21 protein-coding genes are annotated in these 23,660 nt (G+C 54.8%); 3 read left to right on the top strand and 18 right to left on the bottom strand.

Going from position 1 to position 23,660, the window contains the following annotated elements:
- Window positions 1-65: 65 nt before the first annotated feature.
- The 5 genes from B5G43_RS00410 to B5G43_RS00390 form a co-directional block, all read right to left on the bottom strand.
- Window positions 66-305: a helix-turn-helix domain-containing protein gene (locus B5G43_RS00410; RefSeq protein ID WP_087257726.1), complete on the bottom strand. Its 240-nt coding sequence runs from the start codon at window positions 303-305 to the stop codon at window positions 66-68.
- On the bottom strand, window positions 302-736 hold the full coding sequence (locus tag B5G43_RS00405) for a sigma-70 family RNA polymerase sigma factor (RefSeq protein WP_087257723.1): 435 nt from the start codon (window positions 734-736) through the stop codon (window positions 302-304). Before B5G43_RS00405 ends, B5G43_RS00410 begins: the two co-directional genes overlap by 4 nt.
- Before the next feature lie 654 nt (window positions 737-1,390).
- Complete coding sequence (locus tag B5G43_RS00400) at window positions 1,391-1,582, bottom strand: DUF6440 family protein (protein WP_087257720.1); 192 nt, start codon at window positions 1,580-1,582, stop codon at window positions 1,391-1,393.
- Window positions 1,583-1,741: 159 nt separating this feature from the next.
- Window positions 1,742-2,065, bottom strand: coding sequence for a hypothetical protein (locus B5G43_RS00395; protein ID WP_087257718.1), 324 nt, complete (start codon window positions 2,063-2,065; stop codon window positions 1,742-1,744).
- On the bottom strand, window positions 2,065-2,289 hold the full coding sequence (locus B5G43_RS00390) for a helix-turn-helix transcriptional regulator (RefSeq protein ID WP_087257715.1): 225 nt from the start codon (window positions 2,287-2,289) through the stop codon (window positions 2,065-2,067). The genes B5G43_RS00395 and B5G43_RS00390 overlap by 1 nt, the downstream gene beginning before the upstream one ends.
- Before the next feature lie 124 nt (window positions 2,290-2,413).
- On the opposite strand from B5G43_RS00390, the gene B5G43_RS16910 reads away from it, so the two are divergent.
- Window positions 2,414-2,854: a hypothetical protein gene (locus B5G43_RS16910; RefSeq protein WP_143382803.1), complete on the top strand. Its 441-nt coding sequence runs from the start codon at window positions 2,414-2,416 to the stop codon at window positions 2,852-2,854.
- 44 nt (window positions 2,855-2,898) lie between these two features.
- Here B5G43_RS16910 and B5G43_RS00385 read toward each other — a convergent pair whose 3' ends face one another.
- Complete coding sequence (locus B5G43_RS00385; protein ID WP_087257711.1) at window positions 2,899-3,159, bottom strand: helix-turn-helix domain-containing protein; 261 nt, start codon at window positions 3,157-3,159, stop codon at window positions 2,899-2,901.
- Between the two features lie 164 nt (window positions 3,160-3,323).
- On the opposite strand from B5G43_RS00385, the gene B5G43_RS00380 reads away from it, so the two are divergent.
- A complete protein-coding gene (locus B5G43_RS00380; RefSeq protein ID WP_087257708.1) occupies window positions 3,324-4,118 on the top strand; it encodes a helix-turn-helix transcriptional regulator in 795 nt (264 codons plus the stop codon).
- A 634-nt stretch (window positions 4,119-4,752) separates the two neighbouring features.
- Window positions 4,753-4,947, top strand: a complete 195-nt coding sequence (locus tag B5G43_RS00375) for a helix-turn-helix domain-containing protein (RefSeq protein ID WP_087257706.1) — start codon at window positions 4,753-4,755, stop codon at window positions 4,945-4,947.
- 68 nt (window positions 4,948-5,015) lie between these two features.
- Here the strand turns inward: B5G43_RS00375 and B5G43_RS16905 are convergent, their stop codons facing one another.
- The 12 genes from B5G43_RS16905 to B5G43_RS00300 all read right to left on the bottom strand — a co-directional run bounded on the left by B5G43_RS16905 (window position 5,016) and on the right by B5G43_RS00300 (window position 23,619).
- The gene (locus B5G43_RS16905) at window positions 5,016-6,059 is read right to left on the bottom strand and encodes a hypothetical protein (protein ID WP_143382802.1); all 1,044 of its coding nucleotides are present in this window, start codon (window positions 6,057-6,059) and stop codon (window positions 5,016-5,018) included.
- Between the two features lie 203 nt (window positions 6,060-6,262).
- Complete coding sequence (locus B5G43_RS00370; protein ID WP_087257703.1) at window positions 6,263-6,463, bottom strand: transposon-transfer assisting family protein; 201 nt, start codon at window positions 6,461-6,463, stop codon at window positions 6,263-6,265.
- A 2-nt stretch (window positions 6,464-6,465) separates the two neighbouring features.
- Window positions 6,466-7,410, bottom strand: a complete 945-nt coding sequence (locus B5G43_RS00365) for a hypothetical protein (protein ID WP_087257700.1) — start codon at window positions 7,408-7,410, stop codon at window positions 6,466-6,468.
- Between the two features lie 4 nt (window positions 7,411-7,414).
- Window positions 7,415-13,864, bottom strand: coding sequence for a YodL domain-containing protein (locus tag B5G43_RS17595; protein WP_343214353.1), 6,450 nt, complete (start codon window positions 13,862-13,864; stop codon window positions 7,415-7,417).
- A gap of 136 nt (window positions 13,865-14,000) precedes the next feature.
- Entirely contained in the window at window positions 14,001-16,085 is a 2,085-nt protein-coding gene (locus B5G43_RS00335; protein ID WP_087257692.1) for a DNA topoisomerase 3, read from the bottom strand.
- Window positions 16,086-16,088: 3 nt separating this feature from the next.
- Entirely contained in the window at window positions 16,089-16,829 is a 741-nt protein-coding gene (locus B5G43_RS00330; RefSeq protein ID WP_087257689.1) for a DUF4366 domain-containing protein, read from the bottom strand.
- Window positions 16,819-17,070, bottom strand: coding sequence for a DUF4315 family protein (locus B5G43_RS00325; RefSeq protein ID WP_087257686.1), 252 nt, complete (start codon window positions 17,068-17,070; stop codon window positions 16,819-16,821). The genes B5G43_RS00330 and B5G43_RS00325 overlap by 11 nt, the downstream gene beginning before the upstream one ends.
- A gap of 21 nt (window positions 17,071-17,091) precedes the next feature.
- Window positions 17,092-19,050 (bottom strand): C40 family peptidase, encoded by a 1,959-nt coding sequence (locus B5G43_RS00320; RefSeq protein WP_087257683.1) that lies wholly within the window; start codon window positions 19,048-19,050, stop codon window positions 17,092-17,094.
- Window positions 19,051-19,071: 21 nt separating this feature from the next.
- The gene (locus B5G43_RS00315) at window positions 19,072-21,471 is read right to left on the bottom strand and encodes a PrgI family protein (RefSeq protein WP_206404992.1); all 2,400 of its coding nucleotides are present in this window, start codon (window positions 21,469-21,471) and stop codon (window positions 19,072-19,074) included.
- Complete coding sequence (locus tag B5G43_RS00310) at window positions 21,380-21,817, bottom strand: PrgI family protein (RefSeq protein ID WP_087171146.1); 438 nt, start codon at window positions 21,815-21,817, stop codon at window positions 21,380-21,382. The genes B5G43_RS00315 and B5G43_RS00310 overlap by 92 nt, the downstream gene beginning before the upstream one ends.
- 5 nt (window positions 21,818-21,822) lie before the next feature.
- On the bottom strand, window positions 21,823-22,686 hold the full coding sequence (locus tag B5G43_RS00305) for a radical SAM protein (protein WP_087258352.1): 864 nt from the start codon (window positions 22,684-22,686) through the stop codon (window positions 21,823-21,825).
- A 69-nt stretch (window positions 22,687-22,755) separates the two neighbouring features.
- Window positions 22,756-23,619, bottom strand: a complete 864-nt coding sequence (locus B5G43_RS00300) for a CD0415/CD1112 family protein (RefSeq protein WP_087171101.1) — start codon at window positions 23,617-23,619, stop codon at window positions 22,756-22,758.
- Window positions 23,620-23,660: the final 41 nt, after the last annotated feature.

Genomic DNA, 23,660 nt, shown 5'->3' with positions numbered 1-23,660 from the left:
GTAGAAAACAACTCATGAGAAAGCGCCGGACGCGGCGGCCTGCTGGCCCTGCGCCCGGCGTTTTCTCATAGGCTGTCCTTTAGGATGGCCCGGATCAGCTTGTTTTGCAAGCGGTGTTTCATGTACTCGTCCACCCGCACATGAGGCGTACCGTCCAGCTCGTAGAGCGTCCGCGTACACAGCTTATTTATGTAGCTGTCATAGTACCGCAAGATGCGCTCCATTTCCAGCGGATCACCGGCGCGGGTGTCAGCAAATACAGACAGGGGCAGAAGCACCCTGCCGTGAAATGTGGGCTGCTTCATTTTGCGTTCCTCCCTCCGTCGTCCTCCAATCTTTGCCGTAATTCTTTCAAGGTCTTTGTGCGGTGACGCTGGACGGCGCTGCGGGACATCCCCACAAGGCCGCCGATCTCGCCGTCCGACATAGCCGCGACACAGTGCAGAATTAAAATCTGCTGCTCCTGTTCCGGCAAGGCGGCAAAAGCTCCGGCCACCAGCTCGTCCCGGATATGTAGGTCATAGCCAAAGGCCGAGAACTTAAAGCTGTCGCTGGGGTACTCGTCCAGCGTGGAGAGCTTGTCCATTTCAGCCTGCGGCAAGGTGTCCAGTGACTTTTCCCGGTCATGGCGGCGGGCCAGCTCCGACAGGTAGTTGATGGCCTCGTTGCGGAGAACGGTCTTGCAGAAAGCGTCCAGCCGGTTCCGTTCCACATAGTCAAAGGTGTGTTCGTTCATCTTCTCACCCCCGATCTGCGGGAGAGTGAGAAGATAAAGTTGCTTATTCTACTCCTTTCACTGACAGCAATGTGGCGGCTCCGGCCCGCACCGGGGAACCGCAGGAAATAACAAATTTCGCCCGGCAGGTCGCAGACCCACCGGGCGAAAGAAGAAGCGATATGCAGTTGATTTACATAGTATAGTACATACTCATGGCCGCTTGTCCCCGCTGCCGGGGACGGGCTTTTTTTGACGGTTTATACCCCGTCGGATTTTGTCGAAACGCTTTTGGCTTCATGGCGGCTCCCTCCGTGGGCCGCCGATCCCGCCAGCGTCAGGGCGTCGCTCTGTATGAGGGCATAAAGAACGGCGGCCTTGATTTGTGTTTCAAAACCGCCGCAGAGAAATGTATATTGAGCGCACGAAAGCAACCTGCCCGGCAACGGTTTTTTTCTTTCCCCATCGGGCGGGGCAGGCTGGTAGTATCTTCAATTACAAAAAGTACCGGGCGCAGGGCCAGCAGGCCGCCGCACCCGGCACTTTTTAGGGCGAGGCAGGATAACAAATCCTTTTCTCAACACAGGCCATTGATGGCAGACGAGTTGTATTTATAATCACATGGGGCGGCAGCACTCCTTGCTGTCGCCCCATGACCGTCAACCCTCTTTGAAATTACTGATTTTCCGCGTCAATAGGTGTAACAATGGGCTTCCCATCTTTATCAACAAGAACAGCTATGCCGCAGCCAGTTGTCATATTGGAAGAAATCAACAGGTAATTCACGCCGGTTTCTGTATCAACGATGATTTTCCGTACATTGGTTACTCCTTGTGAGTAGGTTTCTAAAAATCGCTCTTTAGCCATTTTGTGCTCTCCTTTCCTTGAACAAAAATCGTGATTGGCCTTTCATGCCATACCCAAAATATATCATATTTCTTTCTGCATGTCAAGTATTTCATACTTTAAGCAAGAAATAAAAACGCGCACCCAATAATCCGATTTTATGGGTGTGCGTTTCAATTCTTAGTTTATTTTCAGTTTTCGCACGATCAATATAGCTATATCTGCGACTAAAAGGACTATCGTATAAGCGGATTGTATTACATTGGCAAGGCGAATTTCATTATCCATCATCCATGTAACAAAAAAAGGTATCATATTGAGAACAACAAAAAGCGTTACAAATGAACATAGAGCCGCGATTGCAATAATTTTTCGTCCCCGTTCATCACGACCTTCTTTAGAGAAAAAATAGAAAATGAAAATAGCTAATAATATACATCCCAATATGACATTACCTCTTAGAGCAATTTGACTATCGAATAATAGTTCAAGAAAATTCTGCATTATTCTCCCTCCCGAAACTCAAACAAATCTTCAATCGTTACATCAAATACTTTCGCAATGCTATATGCCAAAAGCATAGATGGGTTATAACGGTTTCTTTCAAGCTGCATAATGGTTTGGCGGGACACACCGACTAAATCGGCAAGTTCCTGCTGGGTCATTCGCTTGGTTGCTCGGTACACATGGATTTTGCTCTCAAAAGTGTATTTGCTTTTTCCCGCCATCTACTCACCGCCTTCCTCGAAAATCTGCTTTTCAGTATAACATATTTCTTGCTATTTGTAAAAGATATTTTCAATATGTCTATGGTAGTTTAAGGCCGCCGTCATCCCTCTGGACGCGGTGCGGATGCGCCGGAAGAAAGAGGCCGAACGGCAGCGGCAAAGATACCTGTCTTTGGCCGCAGGGAAATGGACGCACAAGAAAAATTCCATGCAGATAAAAACATGTCAACGATCTGCGCTGGTTTGGTTAATGATCGTCCTACAAATCCGTCGAACAATTCCGTATAATGCACGCAAGGCCGTTGCGAAAGTACGCAAAATACAGGCCGGAAAAGTGGTGACAGGTCGTGAAGATATGGAAAAGGCGTTTCCGCCTGTGCTTTCAGATTTCAATTTTGTTGTGGTAGCCGGGTGTGGCCCGGTTAAAATGCCTCCCGTCTACGCATTTAAGACGCCAATAAGCCCGCCATTTCAAGACTTTCCCGGTATGGTCGGTGGGCATACAGGACAGATTATCCAATCTCCGCCAGAGAGGGCTTCTAAATGCGTAGAGGAAAACCCATAAGAAAGCGCCGGACACGGCCTGCTGGCCCTGCGCCCGGCGTTTTCTCATAGGCTGTCCTTTAGGATGGCCTGGATCAGCTTGCTTTGCAAGCGGTGTTTCATGTACTCGTCCACCCGCACATGAGGCGTTCCGTCCAGATCATAGAGCGTCCGGGTACATAGCTTATTCATATAGCCGTCATAGTACCGTAAGATGCGCTCCATTGCCAGCGGATCACCGGCACAGGCATTTGCAAATACAGACAGGGGCAGACGCACCCTGCCATGAAATCCGTTGGCAGGTTGAAATGATGTAGCTTTGTTCATTAACCTTTGATATAATATACATAACAGGAACACCCAAAGATCGTATCATTTTTGAGAGTTAAGGTGATAAATTGCTACAAATTTTGGAATGCAACCGATAGTTGCCGAATAGTTGGTAGAATGAGAGTGCCACTTTCGCTACAATATGGGTGGAGGTGAAGAATATGTCATTAGGCGAAAGGATTAAGGAGCAACGAAAAATCTCTGGATTATCACAAGAAAAAGTGGCCGAGTTTGTCGGTGTAAGCCGACAAGCAGTAACAAAGTGGGAAACAGGTCAATCCGCCCCAAGCACAGAGAATCTTTTCAAGCTGGCAGAGATATTCGGCACGACAGTAGATATACTGTTAGCTTCCGATGAAGAAGAAAAAGACACACCGGCGGAACAGATTTACTATCTTTACAAAATGGAGCAAGAAAAGATACGTGAAGAACGCCGTAAAAAAATAAGAAAGAATATATTTTTTACACTGGTTGTTGCCGTTGGGTATGTCATTGTCTATCTTGTTGGACGCATTTTCGGTACGACTGGGCAGCAAACAAGTGTAATAGGGTGGCTATTTGGAGATGATCCAGCACAATTAAGCTATTTATATGGTTGGCTGCTACATCAAAATATATTTTGGATTGCTATGGCGGTATCTGTAATCCCTGCATTGTTTGGAAAAAAGTATTTTTCATTTACAACACTGGCAGGATTTGCGCTTGGACTACTTATTGGTGAATTAGTGGGCCAGAATCCCGCAGGAGCAGCATACGGTTACGGTCATTACGGTTGGGCTATTTGGGGCGGTATCTTTACATTCTCCATTGTAATGGGTATTATCTTTGAAAAAATCACCAAAAGCACGCTTGACTGGAAATCCAAAAAGTTATGGATTTGGTTAGCAATTTTCACCGTTGGTATTTTATTTATCGTTTTAATCATTAGAATGGGTATGCCTACGAGTTTTAGCTAATTGAAATTTGACGTTTCAAATAAACAGAGGAAAACTTCAATGAGAAATATAACTGTCTAAGTATAGGCCATATCCAGAGAAAGCCGTGAGCAGAAAGGAAAAGACCGAACGGCAACAAAAAAGACACCTGTTGTCTACGCATTTAGGGCGCAAATAAGCTCGTCATTTCAGGGCTTTCCCGGCAAGGTCGGCAGGTGGGTGGGACAGATTATCCAATCCCTGCCAGAGAGGGCTTCTAAATGTGTAGAGGACAACCCATAAGAAAGCGCCGGACGCGGCCCTGTACGCCGAGATCAGCAAGAGCCGGGACGAGCTGAAACGCTGCACCGTATGCGGGGCCGTGTTCACGCCGAAATCCAACCGGGCCAAATACTGCCCGGATTGCGCGGTGCGGATGCGCCGGAAGAAAGAAGCCGAACAATAGCGGCAAAGATGCCTGTTGTCTACGCATTTAGGACGGTGAAAAGCCAGCCATAACAAGACTTTCCCGGCGTGGTCGGCGTGTAGACGGGACAGATTATCCAATCCCTGCCAGAGAGGGCTTCTAAATGCGTAGGAAAATTCTTCTTATAGTGGTATTCCCGGTGCTTCTGTGGTATGCTCATAGTAAAACTATGACAGGAGTGTTTAAGGGATGGCTGAACAGGAAATGTTGCTGGACAGCGTCACGATCAAGGCCGCCGTCGCGGGTGAGAAGTGGGCCACAGAAAAGGTGATTGAACACTATGCCCCCATGATCGACGAGCTGGCCGTGGACGAGGATACGAAGCAGCACTTGATTATGAAACTGTTGGAAGCCCTGCCGAATTTCCCAATGGAGCAGGCATAAACGCAAAAAAACAGCGCCGGACGCAGAGGCCATATAGCCCCCGCGCCCGGCATCTTTTTTTGCTTGTGCTAATGCGTAAAAATACCCGATAGATAGTCCCCATTCTCAAGAGGAATTTCTGTTTCCATCTCTTTTTTCATAGTGTGTAAATCATACTTCGCAATTCTGCCCGTTCCCATTAGATACAAATAATCGTCATTTATGGCAATTTGCCCTATCCACACACCCAAATCATAAGTATCAATTTTTCCTGTCGATATTTCATAAACAGACAAAGTTGTACCTTCCCCTGTTACCAGATTTCCGTGTGTAACATATAACTTATCATCCATATTCAAAAGGTGAAAGACATCATCTGGAAACTTTATTGTACTAATTTCTTCGGTGGAAATATCGTAAGCGCATACAATTTGGTTGAATGTGTCTTGTGAAGTTACCATGGGAGCAAAATACAAAGTATCGCCAACCCCTGTCACGGAATAGACATCACATCCAAATTCTGAAATATCAATTCTTTTCAGTTCTTCCAGTGTTATAGGATCAAGACAGTGTAAAGTTTCATTCTTTCCAGACGGCGTACTTTGGCTTGAAAAAGCATACAATTTATCTTGATACGAATATACAATAGAAATATATGAATTGTCGTATGTTACGGTTTTTACAGTTCCATCCGCCCTATCAATTCGGTTAATAAAAGATTGCTGATTGATATTGTTGGCTGCAAAAATAGCCGATGCATCAACGCTTAAACCATAAATTGCTATCTGATCCAAATAGTATTCATTCTGTTCAAAAGTATCTAAATCTTGGCGAAGAATAGTTTTTTCATCTTTCTTGTTTGCTTGTCCCTGTGGCACAATATATAAGGAACCATCGTAAATTACAGGGGGATAGAACAATTCTCCCATTGTTGCATAATCATAGTGAATGGAACCTGTTTGTGACAAATTGGCATCAAAATATAGTATGTCGCTGCTATTTCTTGAACCATTTGTACGGATAATTCCAACTGAATAATTATCTGGTACATCATAGCTATTTCTGGTATTTTGAACGCACCCGGAAAACAGCAACATACAAAGGGCAAGCAACGGAATAAGTTTTCGTCGCATGATATTTTCCCTCCCACAAGAATTAAGTACGTTATTGAATTGAACAAAAGAAGTTGTTTGTCTAAGATTTAGTATAGTTTTCTCTCGTACAAAAAGCAAGGCCAAACTATGACAGAAGTGTTTAAGGGATCATAAACGTAAAAAAACAGCGCCGGACGCAGAGGCCATACAGCCCCCGCGCCCGGCGCTTCGTTATGCTTTACTTACTCGTCCGTGAAATGGAACTGATACGCCGCAAAGTCGGCGTCGGTCATGGTATCCAGCTTGGCAAGGGTCTGGCGGGCCAGTGCCGCCATTTCCCCGTCCATATCCGGCAGCGCGGCATGGAGCTTCGCCATCGTCCTGCGCCGGTCGGCATTGTGATACAGACAGATCAGGTTTTCTTCTTCCACATTAAACTGCATTGTCATACCTCCAATTCGTTTTTCTTGGTGCGGGCCGGGGCCTTTTTCGGGGCTTGGGCCTGCTTATTTTCGGAAAGCTGCTTTCGGATGGAAGCGCGGGGCCGCCGCACTTCCTTGTCCCGGTTCTCGTCTTTGCTTATCATGGCATATATCCCATGCCTGTCCCTGATGCCGGTAAACACCAGCGATTTGTAGGGCAGCATGGAAAAGAGGCGGTCGGTGTCCTTGCTGGACGCGATTTGCGTAAAATAGGGGGACAGTTCCACCATGAAATGCGTCTTGTTGGGGCTATTGGGGGCAGAAAGACCTTTCATTTCCGCAACAATACGCTGGGCCTCGTCCCGGATCAGGCGGTCATGCAGCGCCGTGACATGGGCTTTGAAGTCGCCGGGGGCAAGCTGCTCCCGGCTTTTCTGCTCCTGCCGCAGCACTTCCCGCAGGTTTTCCGGCTCATTGGGTTTTGCCTCATACCGTAGGAACGCCCCCAGCTTGGGGTCAGGCCGTCCGTCAAAATACAGGCTGGCGGGCTGTTCCCGGTTGCCCTTTTCATAGTGCAGGATGATGGTGTCGGCCTGTACCGCCTCGGCTGCGACGTGCTGGAAATGCTGGGGATAGTCCAGCTCATAGAGATTGCCCCGTATCTTTCCGCCCACCTTGCCGGTCAGCTCCACGGCGTAGGCCAGAATACGGTCACGGGTCTGCTCTCCATAAAAGCGCCATGTGTTATGCTGCCGGGTATCTTGCAGGAAAACGTCGCGCTCCCGGAAACAGTACGTCCCGGACGGACGGGACATCCACAGCAGCGTTTTGTCCTCGGCCTTGTCGCTGGCAGCGGCCCGCCCGATGATCTCCTTGTCGATCTCAAAATCATTGCGATAAAAGGCGGTGTTCTGCCGCATGAGCTGTTCCAGCGCGGCCACAACATCCACATTCTCAAACCTGTTCATGGCGTCACACCTCCAATTCCTGTGTCTTTTCCCGCTGTGGCGGTTTCTTCTGTTGTTCCTCCTTGGCGGCTTTGAGCTGCGCCCGGATGGACGGCTTTTTCGGTTTCTGCGCCGGGCGCTGGGGCTGCTTGGGCTTTCGGGCTTCCGCCTTGGCTGCCTCGGCCACGTCAAACAAGGAAATCTGTTCCCCGGCTTTGGCCTTGGCTTCCAGCTCACTCATGGTCGGGGCATTGTTCAGAACGCCGTCGATCATGTTGTAGTTCTGCTCGGTCGTCATTTCAGCGGCCTTGATGGGGCTTTCCTGCTGGGCGGGGATGGCAAAGGCGTCCGTGCCGTTGCCCATGATAAGATACTTGCCGTCCTCGGATTGGTGGTGGAAGCCATAGCCTGCGGCCTCCAACTGCTCCCGGCTCATGTCGGTTACAAGGAAGCTGCCCCGTGGGGTCTGGATGCTCTCGCCGGTGAGCAATTCCCGTGGCGTAAGCTGTTTTTCCCGCTGCAAGAAGAACTCCGGCACCGGCGTAAAGCCGAAGCTGTCACAATAATGGGCTTCCTCCTTGCCGCTGTGGTTCAGCACCACAACGTCGGAAACGGAAAGGCTGTGGCCGGTGAAGTCGGCGGGACGGTCAAGGTTGAATGTGCGGTAAATGTCCTCCAGCGTGGTTTTACCGTCCAGCGGGGCCGTGTAAACCAGATCGTAATTCTGCCGGTCAACGGCCAGCCCCGCTTCCTGCAAACTCTCGTAAGCCTCAAAGCGATAATCCCGTGTTTCCGGCCCGCCTTTGAGCTGGTAGATGGCAAAGGTGTTGCCCTGCTCCTGCGCCGGGGGATCGACGGTGAAATAAGGGTTTTCCCATTGGGTGAAAGGCATATCCGGCATGGCCTTGTAGCTGCTGTTCTCCATCACATAGGGCCGCACCCGGTCAAAGCCGATTTCCTGTGCCACACGGGAGAGGCTTTCCAGTACCACGGGATCACTCCGCAGACGTTCCATGCGGGTGAAATCCTCCACAAGATAATTCTGGCCCGCCCGCACATGGAGAATATCGGCGGCGCTCATGCCGTCCTTGCTTTCCATGCCCAGCGTCAGATGGGCGTAGGGGCGGCCATCGGTGTTCAAATCCTTGGCCTCGCTGTTGTAGGGCTGGCTCCGCAGCTCGTCGAACCGGGCCTTGGCTTCCTCAAAGGTGGCGAAGTGTTCAATCGGGGTTTGCTGTTCGGCATTGGTGGCCCATGTTTTCAGGTCGGGAATGATGTAAAAGCCCCATTCCCGGCCAGCTTCCGGCGCGGCGGCGCTGCGCTCGGCCAGTGTCTTTTCGGCACGTTCCCGCACATCGTCCCGCAGCGGCACCGTATAGAGGGTTGATGCAGAGGAAAAGCCCACGTTATTGAAAACGTAGTCCACATCGGCCTCTTTCAAGGCTCCTGCCGGGTAGTAGTCGGCCCGTGTGGGGGTGTCGCTCACCTTGCCGTCCGCAATATCATGGTTCAATCCCGTTTCCAGATGGGTACAGATTTTGCCGTCCACGGCCAGCGTCACATAGTACCAGCCAATATAACCGCCGGTCTTTTCGTCGGCTCCCTCGTTAAATTCCACATTGAGCAGCGTGTAGGGCTTCAAGCCCTTTTGGGCCGCAATCTCATTGTCCTTGGCCTCCCGCTGCAACAGCGCGGGCAGGGCCGCTTCCTTGGTGGCCTTGACGATCTCCGGGTTGTACTGTACCAAAGTACGGTTGACACATTCCGTCTGCACCTTGACCGTCTTGGCTTTCGGCGTCAGGTGGTTGCCGATAAACAGGGACGCGCCGTTGTCAAAACGGATCGTCATGTCGCTGGTGCCGCGCCATTTGCCGGTACAGGGGGACGTGTGGATTTCGCCGGTCTTACAGCCAAACGCCTGCGCGATCACATCAATCTTGGCCTGCAAGGGCAGGTCTTTGTAGCGGTCAGCGATTTCCAGCGCCTTTTCCTGCAACTCCGTCAGGGTTTTTGCGGGGGCTGCCTGCGGCTCGTCGTCGGAAGTAACTTCCTGCGCCGGGGCGGTTTCCGGCTCCTGCATGGGTTCTTGTTCCGGCTCCGGCTCTGGTGCCGGTTCCTGTTCCGGGGTGGGTTCAGGTGTCGGCTGCTCCTGCTCCTTGGCATACAGCTCCTTGATGGCCTCCTGCGTCAGCTCCCCGGTATTGAGCTGATCCATCAGCTCCCGGCACCGTTCCGGCGTTCCGACGTAGAGAATATCCCCGATCTTGGCCCTGCCGTTGTCCTGCGGAACATAGGCTTGCAGCATATACAGGTTTTCCCGGCTGTCGCTGCTGGGGGTGGCGTGTACCCGGTAGAAGTAGTCCGGCTCGGTCTGATCCTGTGCCATCTGCTCCCGCTGCTCCCGGCTGCTGTTGCGTTGCAGCTCCGTGGGCTTGATGCCGGAAAGGGGCTGAATACAAGCGATCCTGTCCGACGCACGGTAGGCATTGTCGTTCAAAAGCCGCTGCCATGCGCCCACACTCGGCGCCCAGCGGAAACCGTTCTCTTTCAACTGCTGGCGGGCGTCCGCTTCCGGCTTGCCGTCAAAGAACACCTGCAAGCGCCCCTGATCCCGGTTGGCCTCCACATGGCCGCCGTCAAATTCCCAGCCCACATAGGCCACTTCATTTGCACGGGTCAGGCTTTCGATCCGCTGCCGGACACGGCGGATTTCGGCATTGTTGTTGGACAGCTCCCAGCTCTGAAACGGCTTCTTTTCATAGTGCCAGCCGGACGCCATATCCGCTTTCAGGTTTTCGATGTTTTCAGGAGAGAGGTGCGGGCAGCCGTCCAGCGTACCGTGTTTGCGGTAATAGGCATTGACCGCTTTCATGGTTTCCTGCGCCTTTTCCAGACCGTCCAGCTTCTTTTGCAGCTTGGGAATGGCCTGCGGATCGTCCTGCCGGATGCCGCCCATGCCGGTGCTGCGGATTTTATCAAGCAGCCCTTGAATGTACTGCCATTCCTGCATATTGCTGTCGCGGGCCGCGTTCTGTTTTTCTTTCTTCCGTACCGGGAAATTGGAACCACCGGCAATCAAAATGGACGGAACACGGGCGTCAATCTCATAGCCGTGGTTCATGTTGGCAGCCAGTTTCCGGGCATAGGTGTCAAGCAGGCTGTCGATCTTCTCATGGTACATGGGATCGACGCGCTTTTTCTGTTCCTGTGCCAGCGCAAAGGCTTTATCCACATAATGCCGGTACTCGGCTGTGGCGCTGCCGGGCTGGTAGTCGGAAAAGCTGTTCATTTCCTTGGCACGGCGGGCAGCGCCCTCATTGATGGAATAGTAGTAGTCGGACGCCGCAGGCTCTTTCGTCGGTTGTTCCGGGGTTTCCTGCTGGGGCGGCTCTTGGGCTTCCTGCGGCTGGGCCGGGGCCTCATAGCCAACCGCCGCATATTCCTCCACGGTCATACCGGCGTCGGCGGCCTCCTGTGCAATTTCGGCCTCCACCTGCGCTTTGTAGTCCTGCAAGCTCTGGTCGAAGTCGGTCAGTTTCGGCATTTCCGGCAAAGGCTCTCCGTGGTTGAGCAGCGGGCGGCACTCCATAGCGTAGTCCACCAACGCCCCATAGTAGGCGGTTTCCTCCGGCGTCAGGGTGTCGCTGGACGCCAAACGGGTCTGCACCTCCTGTTCCAGCCGGGACAGGTTGCAATGCAGCTCCATGTAGGGGATGATCTCGGTGAGAAAGGCTTCCCGGCTGGCGTGATCCTCCGCCCATGCCTCCGGGCCGCCCTGCCGGGTCAGATGGTCTTTCCATTTTTCGTCGTTCAGATAAAAGGTCTGATACTCCCGGATATGCTCAATCAGGGAACCGTCCCGGTCGCCAAAGTCCTGCCGCCCGGAATAGCTGTGCGGCTCTCCTTGGAATGTAAAATCAATGCGGAAGTCGGTCTTGTCATAGTAGCCGCCGCCTCGATGTTCTGCGTCCAGCCGGGCAAACAAGGCGTCAGCCTCATGCAGCGGCATTTGCTGGCCCATTTCCAGATGGGGGCTTTCGCTGAACAGGATCGTCACAACCGGCTCCGCTGCCGGGTCAAGGGCCGGGGCCTCGGCCTGCGGCTCCGGCGTTTGGCTGGCCTCGGCCCGTTGCAGCGTCCCGTCGCCGGAAAGGACAAAGCCCTGTGTCTGAATGGCGTCCAACGTGCCTTGCGTCACCTCGCCGGTGGATTTCACATCGGCGTCAATCAGGGTTTGCAGCATAGCTTTTACACTGTCGGTCATTTCCTGCTGCTGTTCCGGGGGCAGCTTGGAAAACACACTGTCGGGGGCAGGCTGCTCGGCGGCCTGTTCCACGGTCTGCTGCGCCTGCCGCTGTTGCTGAAGCTCGGCAAGGTGGCCGTCGATGGCGGTAATCAGCTCATGGGCGGTGGCCCGGATGGTTTCAAGGGACGCCCGCAGCTCTTTCAGGTCTTTGCCGGAACTCCAACCGGCCACATACCCAAAGGAATAGTCGGACGTGTCCAGCCCGTAGTGCTGGCAGACGGCATAGGCCACACTCTCGGCCTGCACCTCGCGGGTGCGGCTGTCGGGCCGGTCGGCCTGCTCGGTCACAGGGGCGTCCGGGTCAATGGCGTGGAGCTTGGCATGGGCAATCTCATGGATGGCTGTTTTCAAAGTTTGCAGCTCACTCATGTTCTCCTGAATGGCGATCCGCTTTTCCGTCAGGTGGTAGTAGCCGTGAGAACCACCGGGGATGTCCTCAAAGGCCATCGGCACGGGGGAAGTCTGTTCCAGCGCCTTGAAGAAGTCCTCGTATTGCTCCACATTCCCGGCCAGCTCGTCCACACCGATAGAGGGCAGCGGTTCTCCCTCGGTCTGGCTCACGTCAAAGACAGACACGATCTTGAACGCCGGAACTTGGATTTCTTTTTTCTCGGTAACGGGGTTGCCGTCCTTGTCCATGACCGGCTGGCCCTGTTCGTCCAGCTTCGGCACTTCCTTTTTCACCTTGTAGGGGGCGGGGGCCAGAATCTTGATGCCTTTCTCGCCCCGCTTCACATTGCGGTGAAAATCGTCCCGCCACTTGTTGTAGCCCGCTACAAGCTGACCGCCCTGCATGGCGATCAGCAGTGTATTGTTAAAGCTGTAACTGTGGAACTTCGCCATAGAGGTGAGATAGGCTTTGTAGCGTTCACTCTCGAAAAGCTCCTGTATGCCGGTTTCCAGCCGGTCGGTGATCTCTTTCATGCGGTCGGCGCTGTTCTGGCTGTTGAGAATGATAGGGACGACGGGCGGCGGGGCCGCAGCTTCGGCGGCGGGCGCTGCCTCCGGCTGCACCGTCCGGGCCGGGGCCTCGTCCCGCAAAATTTCCGGCGCGGGATAGGCCATCACCCGGTATTCCTCCGGCACCGGCTGGCCCTCATGGACACGCTGCCACTCGTCGCCGCTTTTCACCAGATAGCCGTAATCGGTGAAAACACCATGCTCCGTATTGGCAATATGCAGGCCGAAACTGGGCAGGAAAATTCCCGCTTTCCATTCCTCCGGCATATCCACCATGCCGGAACGGTTCAGGTAGTAGTCACCCAACTGGCCCGTGCCGGTGACATCCGGCAGATGCACATAGTAGTCCACGTTGTCGGGGTAGTCGATGATCTGGCCGATACTGTGAAAATCGCTCTGCGGGCTTGTCAGGGCGGCGTTCAGCTCCGCAAGCTCGGCGGCGTCCAGCTTTTCCAGCCTCGCGGCAAGGAAGTTCAGTTCGTCCACGTCAGCGGACAGCACCAGATCGCGGGGCAGCTTAATGGGACGCTCCTGCGGGCTTCGGTAGCCGTACAAGAAAAAATCCTGCGGATTGTCGGCACTGATCCCGATTTCCCGCAGGGCTGCTTGCAGCTTTTCGGTTGTAGTCGGCAAAGAAAACCAAAGGCCCTCTTTGCCTTGCTCATAACGCTGTCGGTTATGAAGCAGGATCGAAAATACTTCGCTCATGGGTTCACTCCTTTCTCTGTCTTGTTCCATCAATTTCTGCATTAACTCGTAGTCCTCAATGCTCATGTGGCCGTCATAGGTGTATGGGTCGATGTCGTCCCCACGGTAGGGGCGCTCATAGAAAGGCAGTCCGGCAGCATGGGCTTTTTCCCTTGCTGCCTCCAACACATCCGGCGGCAGCTCGTCGCTGTGGGCCTCTATGAATGGAGCAATGTTGTTCAGGCCGTTGTCATAGTGGTGCCTCACACCGGCGGCCAACTCCGCCACGCTCATTTTCTCGGACAGATAGCCGGAATAGTAGCCATTCACCGCAATGGCCCGTGGATCGGCGGCCTGTATCTCGGCAAGCCGCGCTCTGTCCTCTGGATAAAGGGTGTCGTCCAGATCAAGGTGGAACGCCTCGGCCTGCCAGCTCCGGCCCTCGCGCCAGAACGCCAGCCATGCAATGCCGTTCCGCAGGTCGTCTTGATACTCTGATACAACGTCCCTAAGACTTGCCATTGGCAGCCCTCCTTTCTTTCAAAAATAGGGGTTTGGGGCTTTCCCCAACAAGCAAAATCCCCGGCCCGGCAGGGTGGCCGGGTCAGGGATTTATCGGAAGTGTGGCTACACTTCCTATGCTTGCTACGTTACTCCGTCAGCTCCTTTTCTCCACGCGGTAGTTGACGTATTTTCCGCCGGTATCGGCCAAAAGCACCGTCCCGTCGTAGGTTTTGCCGGTTTTCATGGAGCGCAGGCCCTTTACCTTTGCCTTTCCGTCTTTGAGCAGCGCGGCGGCGATCTTCGGGGTGAACGTCTTGCCCCGTTCCTCAAAAAATCGGTCATTCTTCCACATGACAAACTGGCAGGCCCGGTTTCCGCAGTAATAGTTTTTCTTGCCCTCATAGACGGCTTCGCCGCAGCGGGGACACTTGCCGATAACAACACGCTCGGCTTGAAACAACTTCTGCGCGTCCTCGCTGATCTGCGAATACCGGGAAATCAGGCTCCGGGTCATTTCCTCAATGCCCACCATGAAGCCCTCCGGGTCAGCCTCGCCCTTGGCAATGGCCGTCAGCTTGGTTTCCCATTCCGCCGTGAGCTGGGGAGAGGTCAGCACATCCGGCAGGACGCACACAAGGTTGTGGCCGTCCTTGGTGGGAAGTAGCTGTTTGCCTTTGCGTTCCACAAAGCCCATCTGCACCAGCTTTTCCAGAATGGAAGCGCGGGTTGCCGGGGTTCCCAAACCTTGGCGCTCGGCGTCCTCCGGCATATCCTCGGCCCCGGCCCGTTCCATAGCCGACAGCAGCGTATCTTCGGTGTAGGGCTTGGGCGGCGTGGTGAAATGCTCGGTGATGCTGGCCTCCACCGGGTCAAAGGTCTGGCCCTCGGTGATCTCCGGCAGCTCCCGCGCCAGCTCCGGCGCGTCCTCGTCGGCGTCGGTCTTGAACGACGCCTTGAAGCGGCGCTCAATCTCTTTCCAGCCGGGGGTGAAAATGGTTTTGCCCTTGGCGGTGAACTCGTTCCCGGCGCAGGTGAATGTGGCGGTGACGGCCTCATACACATGGGGCGCAGCCACGGCACACAGCAGCTTGCAGCACACAAGGGACAGCAGTTTCTTTTCGCCCTCGGTCAGCCCGTCAAAGCCTTTCTGCACAAACTCCATCGTGGGGATAATGGCGTGGTGGTCGGACACCTTTTTGCTGTTCAGCACCCGGCTAAACTGCGGGGCAATGTCCAGCCCCGCCGCAAAGGAAAGCAGCGGCCACAGGCCGGACACGATGCTTTCCGCTGTGGGCTGCATATCGTCGGTAAGATACTGGCTGTCGGTACGGGGATAAGTCAGCAGCTTCTTTTCATAGAGCTGTTGGGCATAGTCAAGGGTCTGTTTGGCGGTAAATCCAAACAGGCGGTTGGCCTCCCGCTGTAAGGTGGTAAGATCGTAAAGACGGGGCGGCTGCTCCGTCTTTTTCTCACGCTTCACCGATACACAAACGGCCTGCGCTCCTGCACAGGCCGTCTTGGTGGCGTCGGCGTCGTCGGGGTTCATAAAGCGGTCGCTGGCCGCCTCCATGCCGCCCGCCGCGATATGGACAACGTGGTATTTCTCTTTCTTGAAATTGCTGATTTTGGCCTCCCGGTCAACCAGCATATTGAGGGTAGGCGTCTGGACACGGCCCACGGTCAGGGTCTTGTGATAGAGGATGGAGAAAAGCCGGGTGGCGTTGATCCCCACCAACCAATCGGCCTGCGCCCGGCACAGGGCCGATTGATACAGGTCGTCGTAGTCGGCCCCCGGTTTCAGGTGGGCAAAGCCATCGCGGATCGCGGTGTCCTCCATGCTGGAAATCCAAAGGCGCTTGAACGGCTTTTTGCAGCCCGCCATCTGATAGACGAAACGGAAAATCAATTCGCCCTCGCGCCCGGCGTCGGTGGCGCACACAAGCCCCGTCACGTCGGGGCGCTCCATCAGAGAGCGCAGCACGGCAAACTGTCCTTTCTTCTCGGCGGGGATGATGTACTGCCACTCCTGCGGCAAAATCGGCAGGTCGTCATAGCGCCACTTCTTGAAACGCTCGTCATAGGCTCCGGCGTCGGCAAGGGAAACAAGGTGGCCGATACACCAGCTCACCAGATAGCCGTTTCCCTCCATGTAGCCGTCCCGTTTCTGATCTGCACCGATCACGCCCGCAATGCTGCGGGCGACGCTCGGTTTCTCTGCAATTACCAACTGAATACTCATTCTTTATTCCTCCTTATCCTGCGCGGGTTCCTCGTCCTCCGGGGTCGGTTCGTCCTCGTCGTCCTCGTCCTCGCCAAAATCGTATTCGTCCAGCTCGTCGCCGCCCTTGGTGTCGGCCTTGGGCTTTCTAAACTTGAAGAAGTAAAGGGCCGCGCCGCCGCCGATCAGGGCCACCACAAGGAACACGACAAGGCCGCCCATGCCGCTGCCTTTCGCTTCATCTTCCTGCGGCTGCTCGGTTTCCTCCGGCTCCTGCGGCTCCGGCTCCGGGCCGGTACACTCGGTCATATTGGTTTTACATACCGGGCAATTCGTGTTGACGGTTCCTGCCGCGCACTTGGTCGTACAGGTGCAGGTTTCCGGGGCAGCTTCGCCGTCCTCCAACAGTGCTTGTAGATCGGCGTCGTCCACTTGGTTGAGGAAGTGAACGGCGGTTTCCTTGTCCTCGTTGGCCCGGTCGATTAAAATATAAAAGTAGTTGCCCGCCTTGGTGGTAACGGTGATAAGCTGCTTGTCCCCATAGAAATCATCCACCAGCGTTGCGTTGCCCTCCGGGGTGACAGGTACGCCCTCCGGCTCCATGCCGCCAGTGGTGGGTTCTTCCTCCTGCGGTGCCTCGGTGGTTTCCGGCAAAGGCTCCGGGTTGGGGTCAGTTCCACCGGCAAAAGCGGTGGTGGAAAAGGCCGTCAGGCAAAGCACGGCGGCCAGCGTCACGGTAAACGTGCGAATGATCTTATTCTTCATCGGCATTGTCCTCCTGTTCAAAATCCGGCTGCGGGGCCGGGGCGCTCTGCAAAGCGCCGCCGCGCAGGAACGCCGCAAATTCCTCCGGCTTCATGTTCAGGCCGCGCACAAGCTGGATGATCTGCAAATTCTCCTGCTCGGTCTTTGCCGCTTCCAGCTCACGAAGCTGCTTTTGCAGCTCCGCGATCTTGGCCTTGGTTTTCTCAATGTCTTTTTCGATACGGTCAAGTTTGTTTGCCATCGTCAAAACTCCTTTCTGGCGTCAAGGCAGACGCCCGTAACAATAGAAATGCTGCTGCCAATAACTCGAATTGAGGTTGGTGTAAGAAATAGGGTCGCCACAGTGCAACATCACGGAATTGCCCACATAAATGCCGACATGGGAAACGCCGGGGGTGTCGTAGGTGCCGACAAAAAACACAAGGTCGCCGGGCTTAACCTGTTCCGGGGAAACAGGGGTACAGATATTGCAAAGGCCCTGTGCGCCCAGCCGTCCCACATCCCATCCGCTGTGATTGATTACCCAGCTCACAAAGCCGCTGCAATCAAAGCTGGTGCTGGGAGAGCTGCCGCCCCACACATAGGGATAGCCAATATACTTTTCCGCCTCGGCCATCATTGCGGCAAAGGTGGCGTCCTCCAAAGCCTCCGGGGGAATGTCGTAGTAGGTCGGCTCCTTGACGGTGGAAGCGTTGGGATAAGTGCCTGTGGGAAACAGGTCAGGCCGGTTGCCCAGCGTGTGCATATACACCGCATACAGGCTCATTTGATCCTCGCCCATGATGTAGACAGGCAGATGGGACAGGTCAAAGTTTTCCAGCTTCACATTGCAGATGTAGTAGGTGTAGGGAACTTCCACGGTGTAGGGGTTGCCCTCGCTGTCCGTCCGGGTTTCGGTGCGGTATCGGGTTTCGGTTTCAATGGTCTGTGTCAGGGTGTATTGCTTCTCAAAGAGCATGGCAAGGTCGCCTTGTACGTCGCCCAGCGTATAGACGCCCTCATGCAGCGCCGACAGGATGGAAGTCAGCACATAGGGGTCATGGCCGATCTCGTCCAGATCGTAGCGGTATTCGTCATAGCCGGGGTGCAGGCTTTCGTAGTTGTCAAGCTCATACTGCAAATCGGCCTCCATGTCCGCATAGGCGGCTTCCGCCCCCAGCATATCGCTGTCCTCGGACAGATAGGACGTGGCCGCCACGCCGGTTCCGGCGCTGCCGAACATGGCCGTACAGGATTGCAGGCCGCCCATAATCAGCATGAGCATAAGGCCCACGCCGCCGATCAGCAGCACACCTTTCCAGTGCCGGGCCACAAAGGACGCGGCCTGTTTGCTTTTCTCGGCGGCTTTTTTGGCGGCTGCGGCGGTGGTTTTTGTGGCGCTGGCTGCGCCCTGTGCCGTCTGGCCCGCCGCCCGTGCTGCCTTGGCGTAGTCCCGTTTGATTTTCTGTTTCTGCCAGAACCGGGCCACCGGGTTTTTCACCGCCTGCGCCATTTCCGGGTTGTCCCGCAAGGATTTCTGGTAGATGTACTCCGCATTGGCGGCAATGGCCTTTTTCTCGGCCTTGGCTGCGGCCCGGTAGGGTTTGAGCTTATGACGCCGGATGCTGCTGCGAATGGCTTTTCCCGCTTGGCGCTCGGCAAGTTCTTCTCCCTTATGGCCGCCCTCGACGCCCACATTCTCATGCTCAACCTCATGGATTTTTCCATGCAGATACAGGCCAGCTTCCTCCATCGGACGGCTGGCCGGGTTGGGTTTGAGCTTGGGAGCCGGTTTCTCCACCGTGTCAAAGTGCAGCTTGGTTTTGGCCTTGCCCTTGGCCTCGTCATAGACGGTTTCCGTGGTGACGACGCGCTTTTTCGGCAGGGCTTCTTTGGCTGCGTCCAGCTTATCCGCCCGCTTTTCCGCCTTGTGGATGTACTTGGAAAGGGCGGGATCGGCCCGTTCCTCGGCGGTGAATTGCAGGCGGGACGCGGGGCCGGTGGCCTGCGCCGCCGTATTCGCGCCATCCTTGGCGGCCCGCTTCGCCTTGCTGCGCTCCCGGATGTCCCCGGCACGTTCCAGCACCTTTTCAGCGGTGCCGCCCGGCTCGGCTGCGGAATAGTCCTGTTCGGCCTCCCGGCTGGAAATGTTGATGCTCTCGCCGGTGGTCTGGTTGTCCAGCGTCAGGCCGTCGCGGGTCATGTGCTGCGTCACCTTGTCACGGGGCTTCAATGGCTTCATAGGGCGTCACCTCCTTGTCTGTCATACCGTTTCGCCCTCGCCTAACCGGGTCGTCATAATCTTGTAGAGCTGGCTGCGCTGTGGGATGGGGTTGCGGAACGGCAGGATCACATTTTCATAGATCAAAAGCCCCTCGCCGGGTTCGGAATTGTCCACATACCGTAATTGCTGCGGGGAAATGTTCAATCGCTCTGCAAGGATACGCCGGTCGCCGGACGCCTGATTGAGCAGGCAAATGAAGTCGCTATTTTCCAGAATGTTTTCGATCTCCGGGGAAGAAAGCAGGTCTTTGACGTTCTGGGTGGCACCTGTCGGGATGCCGCCCCATTTTCTGAAACGCTTCCAAATCTCGCAGGAGAAAGCTGCCGTCTGTTCCTCTCGCAGAAGCAAATGGAACTCGTCGCAGAAGTACCACGTCGCCTTGCCTTGGCTTCGGTTTTGGGTCACGCGGCCCCAAATCTGGTCTTGGACAATGAGCATCCCCAGCTTTTTAAGCTGCTTGCCCAGCTCCTTGATGTCGAAAGCCACAATGCGGTTCTCGATGTTGACATTGGTGCGGTGGTTAAAGACGTTCAGGCTGCCGTTTACATACAGGTCAAGGGCCTGCGCCACACGGTCAGCCTCCGGGATATGCTGGTCTAACAGGGCTTGATGCAGGTCGGACAGGATCGGCATATTCTCCGGGCGGGGGTCTGCCAGATAGGGCCGGTAGATCACCTGCACAGCCCGGTCAATGACCGTCTTTTCGATGGCTTCCAGCCCGTTCTTGCCGCCCATGACAAGCTCACAGAACGACAGCACAAAGTCGGATTTCAGAGCCAGCGGGTTTTCGTCCTCACTGTAATTCAGGTTGATGTCCAGCGGGTTCACATAGGATTTGCTGGTGGGCGACAGCTTCACCACTTGGCCGTGGAGCCGCTTCACAAGGGGGTAATACTCGGCTTCCGGGTCGCAGATATACACGTCGTCCGGGGTACAGAGGAACACGCTGACGATCTCGGATTTGCAGCTCATGGACTTGCCGGAACCGGGAGTACCCAGCTTCAAACCGTTGGGACACCGCGCCCGTTTTCTGTCCAGCATAATCATGTTGCCGGTCTTGGCATTGACGCCGTAATACATGGCGTCGCCGCCCATGAAAAGCTCCTGTGTCACGAACGGTACAAACACGGCCACGCTGGAAGTCGTCAGGGAACGCTCGATCTTGATATGGTTGGCCCCCAGCGGCAGGCTGCTCATAAGGCCCTGTTCCTGCTGGTAGTCCAAACGGACAAGGGAACAGTTGTATTTCTGCGCCACACCTGCGGCCCAAAACACATCGTTCTCCAACTTCTGCCGGGTGTCGGCGGTGTTCATCACCAGAAAAGTGATCTGAAACATCCTCTCATTCCGGCTTTGCAGGGTTTTCAAAAGCTCCTTGGCGTCCTGTCCGTAGGTGGCAAGGTCACTGGGCAGGATGTCCATGTCGTAGCCGCTGCGGACAGCCCGTTTCTGTTCCTGTATCTTCATGGCGTCAAGGTCGGTGATCTTGCGCTTCACCGTCTTAATGGCCTCGCTCTGGTCGATGGCCTGCACATGGAGATTGACGACAATGCCGTTTTCCGTATTGAGGAAGTCAGCCAGCATTTCGTCCGACAGCTCCGGGGACAGAATGTTTAAGAAGCTCACGGCCCCATACTTGCCGCCCAGTCCAAACATCCGGGAATTGCCGAAGCGGAACGAGGACGGGGCGATAAAATCTTTGGTGGAGAGGCCGGACGGGGCCAGCCATTTCCATTCAAACTGAAACGGCTCGGCGTCGGGGTGGAGTACCCCATGCAGCACTTCCAGACGTTCCTTGGCGTCCAGCACATGAGCCACGGCCCCCATCGTCTTGAAATAGCCCAGCAGGTCGGTTTCAATGCGGGTCAGACGGGCGCGGGCCATTTTCAGGTTGTCGGCCTCAATGGTGAATGTGAGGAACTTGCGCTTGGTGAGGCCGTTGTTGCCCCGCATAAGCTGGTCTTGCAGGATGCCGGAATACTCCGCCCGGATGTCGTCGAAGTCGTCCCCCTGCGCCTTGATCTCAAAGCTCTTGGCGTACTGCTTGGGGTCGATCTTGCGGTTGACAAAGGAAAGCTGGACGTGGATAGAGGCGTCCAGATAGTTGTAGAGATCGCACAGGTTTTCAAAGATGGCCGTCTTGGTGTCGGCCTGTGCAAGCTGATAGCTGATGTCGGAAAACTCGATACACTTGCTGAACGTGTTGGCCGTCACCCTGCAAATTCCGTCCGGGTACATGGCCTGATACGGGATGCTGGCCTGTGCGGAATGGGCCTTGCCGTCGCCCTTATACTTGCGGATGATGGCCTGTATTTCCCGCTTTTCGGCGCGGGTGAGCTTTACAGGCGGCTCGTTTCTTTGCTTTTCGGACAATCGCATTTACCTCCTTTTCCATTTGGTGCTGCCGCATGAGGGCAGTATAGGCGTTGTCGGTTTGGTAGGGCCTCTCTTTGGGTTGGATAAAGCAGCACTGGACGATCTGCCATACCACCACTTCAAGGGGCTGGCCGTGGCGCTCATACAGAGCCAGCAGCAAGCCCGGCAGCATGGCAAACACCATAATCAGGGCCGCCGCGCTGCCGGTCACCCGGCCCCGGAGCAAAAAATAAAGCGGGACGCCTACGAGAAGCGCACCGCCGAAGCAGATCAGTTGCCGTTTGGTAAGGCCAAACACAATCTTGGATTTTACGCGGGTCAAGTCCTTTGGGACGGTCACATAAGCCAATCAGATCACCTCGTTTCCATGCTGCTGTTCCGCAGCTTTTTTACCGGCTCAAAGTCGTAAAAGTTTTCGACGACATGGAACACCCGTTTGTTGTTCACCCATTGCTGCAAACAGCGGGTAATGGGCGGGGCCGTGGGCTTTTCATAGATCATCACAAACGGATCAAAGCCCATGCGCCGCAGGGTTTCCACGCGGTACAAGTCCTGTTCATGGGTGCTGCCGTAGTTCGTCAGCACATATACCCGGCGATTACGGAAATTCTTGATTGCCGTCATTTCCACGAACCGCTGGAAATAGCCCGTCAAGTCCTCGTTGGGGTTATCCCATGCGAAATGTACGGCTTTCGTCCGCACACGGTTGAGAAGCGCCACATTGTCGGGCGTTATCAGGCGGATGTCAAGCCCTTGGGAGAAGTCTACCAGCGCCCGGCTGTCGGCAAGCTGCAAAAGCAGGCTTTCATGGTCGGGACAGGCCAGCAGGTTTGCGTCCATCAGCTTGATTTCCCGCTGGCCCCGCCAAAACTCGGACAGGTCGGCCACTTTCCGGCTCCGGCGGCCCTCCTTGCCTCCGACAATGCAAAATCCGCAGCCCCTTGGACAGCCCCGGCTTAAAAAGCCGTAGGCGGTTTCGGAATACTGCGGATAGAGTGAATAGTCCGGGTAGGTATGTTCGATTTCATCCGGCAGGTCAGGGCCGGGGCCGTACCCCGTGCCGCCCTTGATGACGGTTCCGGCGTTGGTGACGGTGATCTTGTCTTTGGAATAGGTGTCCGTAAACACCCGGCTTTTGTAGACCACATCAAAGTAAAACAGCGGGTTCCACCACATCACTTGATGGCCCTGCGCCTTGTGGTAGGCAGACAGCTTCATCAGGCAGAGGTTGGGAAAATTGTGGGAATCCACATCAATCAGTCCTATTCGTATCGGTTGCACCTCCAATCAGTGAGCAGTAAAGACGGCTTTCGATATGCTGCCGGTCTTGAACAGACAGAAGCAAAGCAGAACCGTGTAGCCCATACAGCCCCAAATGGCCCCGGATATATCCGCTGCCTGTCCGATTTGCTGGATCAGCACCGCATAGATGCCGACAACCACCATAATCAAAAAGGCTTGAAAGCCCAGCGCCAACAGGGATTTCAAGTAATTCTGGCCGACGCCGCGCCACTCCGCATTGCCCAGCGTGGCAAGGGGGATCGGCCCCAGCGCGGTCACGGCATAAATCTCGATCATTCTGCCGTATGTCACAAGGAAAATACAGATGGAAAGAATGTTCATCGTCAGCCCCACAACAAGGGTCTGGAACCACAAGCCCAGCAGCGGCCCGATGTCCATAGCTTCCAGTTGTGTTTCAAGGTCGGGAATGAGGGTGTCAAAGTCAATGCTGGTTTCCCCGATAATCACCCCGGCACTCTGGTTGACGACGGCTTGGGTGGCGTCGAAAACGCCCATGACGATGTTCCATGTGTTCGTCACAATGAGGACGGCGAAAGCACTTTTGAAAATCCAGCGGAAGAACATGGACGTGTCAAAGTCGTGCATATTGTTCTTTTCCACGATCATGTCTATCAGCTCATAGCACATGATAATGGCAAGGATCGCCGCTGCAATGGGGACGATCACCGTGTCCGATAGAGATTGCAGCATATTGAATATGCCGCTGTTCCACGCCTGCGGTGTCGCTCCCACATCCGAGGCGATTTCTCCAACTTTGGTATTGACCGTGCTGAACAGCCCGGACAGGTTGCCCATGATACCGTCGATTAAAATGCCTTTGATCCAATCCCCTATGAGTTCGCCTATCATGCGGGTACACCTCCTTTCCCGCGCCCTCCCGCATGGAACCG

The sequence above is a fragment of the Flavonifractor sp. An92 genome (assembly GCF_002159175.1).
GTDB lineage: Bacteria > Bacillota > Clostridia > Oscillospirales > Oscillospiraceae > Pseudoflavonifractor_A.
The sequence above is the reverse complement of the archived record's forward strand: the minus strand, read 5'-3'. Positions and strand labels throughout refer to the sequence as shown.

Bases quoted from the DNA above. Each gene is read 5' to 3' on its own strand.
- B5G43_RS00410 (WP_087257726.1), bottom strand. From the start codon at position 305: ATGAAGCAGCCCACATTTCACGGCAGGGTGCTTCTGCCCCTGTCTGTA.
- B5G43_RS00405 (WP_087257723.1), bottom strand. From the start codon at position 736: ATGAACGAACACACCTTTGACTATGTGGAACGGAACCGGCTGGACGCT.
- B5G43_RS00400 (WP_087257720.1), bottom strand. From the start codon at position 1,582: ATGGCTAAAGAGCGATTTTTAGAAACCTACTCACAAGGAGTAACCAAT.
- B5G43_RS00395 (WP_087257718.1), bottom strand. From the start codon at position 2,065: ATGCAGAATTTTCTTGAACTATTATTCGATAGTCAAATTGCTCTAAGA.
- B5G43_RS00390 (WP_087257715.1), bottom strand. From the start codon at position 2,289: ATGGCGGGAAAAAGCAAATACACTTTTGAGAGCAAAATCCATGTGTAC.
- B5G43_RS16910 (WP_143382803.1), top strand. From the start codon at position 2,414: ATGCGCCGGAAGAAAGAGGCCGAACGGCAGCGGCAAAGATACCTGTCT.
- B5G43_RS00385 (WP_087257711.1), bottom strand. From the start codon at position 3,159: ATGAACAAAGCTACATCATTTCAACCTGCCAACGGATTTCATGGCAGG.
- B5G43_RS00380 (WP_087257708.1), top strand. From the start codon at position 3,324: ATGTCATTAGGCGAAAGGATTAAGGAGCAACGAAAAATCTCTGGATTA.
- B5G43_RS00375 (WP_087257706.1), top strand. From the start codon at position 4,753: ATGGCTGAACAGGAAATGTTGCTGGACAGCGTCACGATCAAGGCCGCC.
- B5G43_RS16905 (WP_143382802.1), bottom strand. From the start codon at position 6,059: ATGCGACGAAAACTTATTCCGTTGCTTGCCCTTTGTATGTTGCTGTTT.
- B5G43_RS00370 (WP_087257703.1), bottom strand. From the start codon at position 6,463: ATGCAGTTTAATGTGGAAGAAGAAAACCTGATCTGTCTGTATCACAAT.
- B5G43_RS00365 (WP_087257700.1), bottom strand. From the start codon at position 7,410: ATGAACAGGTTTGAGAATGTGGATGTTGTGGCCGCGCTGGAACAGCTC.
- B5G43_RS17595 (WP_343214353.1), bottom strand. From the start codon at position 13,864: ATGGCAAGTCTTAGGGACGTTGTATCAGAGTATCAAGACGACCTGCGG.
- B5G43_RS00335 (WP_087257692.1), bottom strand. From the start codon at position 16,085: ATGAGTATTCAGTTGGTAATTGCAGAGAAACCGAGCGTCGCCCGCAGC.
- B5G43_RS00330 (WP_087257689.1), bottom strand. From the start codon at position 16,829: ATGAAGAATAAGATCATTCGCACGTTTACCGTGACGCTGGCCGCCGTG.
- B5G43_RS00325 (WP_087257686.1), bottom strand. From the start codon at position 17,070: ATGGCAAACAAACTTGACCGTATCGAAAAAGACATTGAGAAAACCAAG.
- B5G43_RS00320 (WP_087257683.1), bottom strand. From the start codon at position 19,050: ATGAAGCCATTGAAGCCCCGTGACAAGGTGACGCAGCACATGACCCGC.
- B5G43_RS00315 (WP_206404992.1), bottom strand. From the start codon at position 21,471: ATGCGATTGTCCGAAAAGCAAAGAAACGAGCCGCCTGTAAAGCTCACC.
- B5G43_RS00305 (WP_087258352.1), bottom strand. From the start codon at position 22,686: ATGAAGCTGTCTGCCTACCACAAGGCGCAGGGCCATCAAGTGATGTGG.
- B5G43_RS00300 (WP_087171101.1), bottom strand. From the start codon at position 23,619: ATGATAGGCGAACTCATAGGGGATTGGATCAAAGGCATTTTAATCGAC.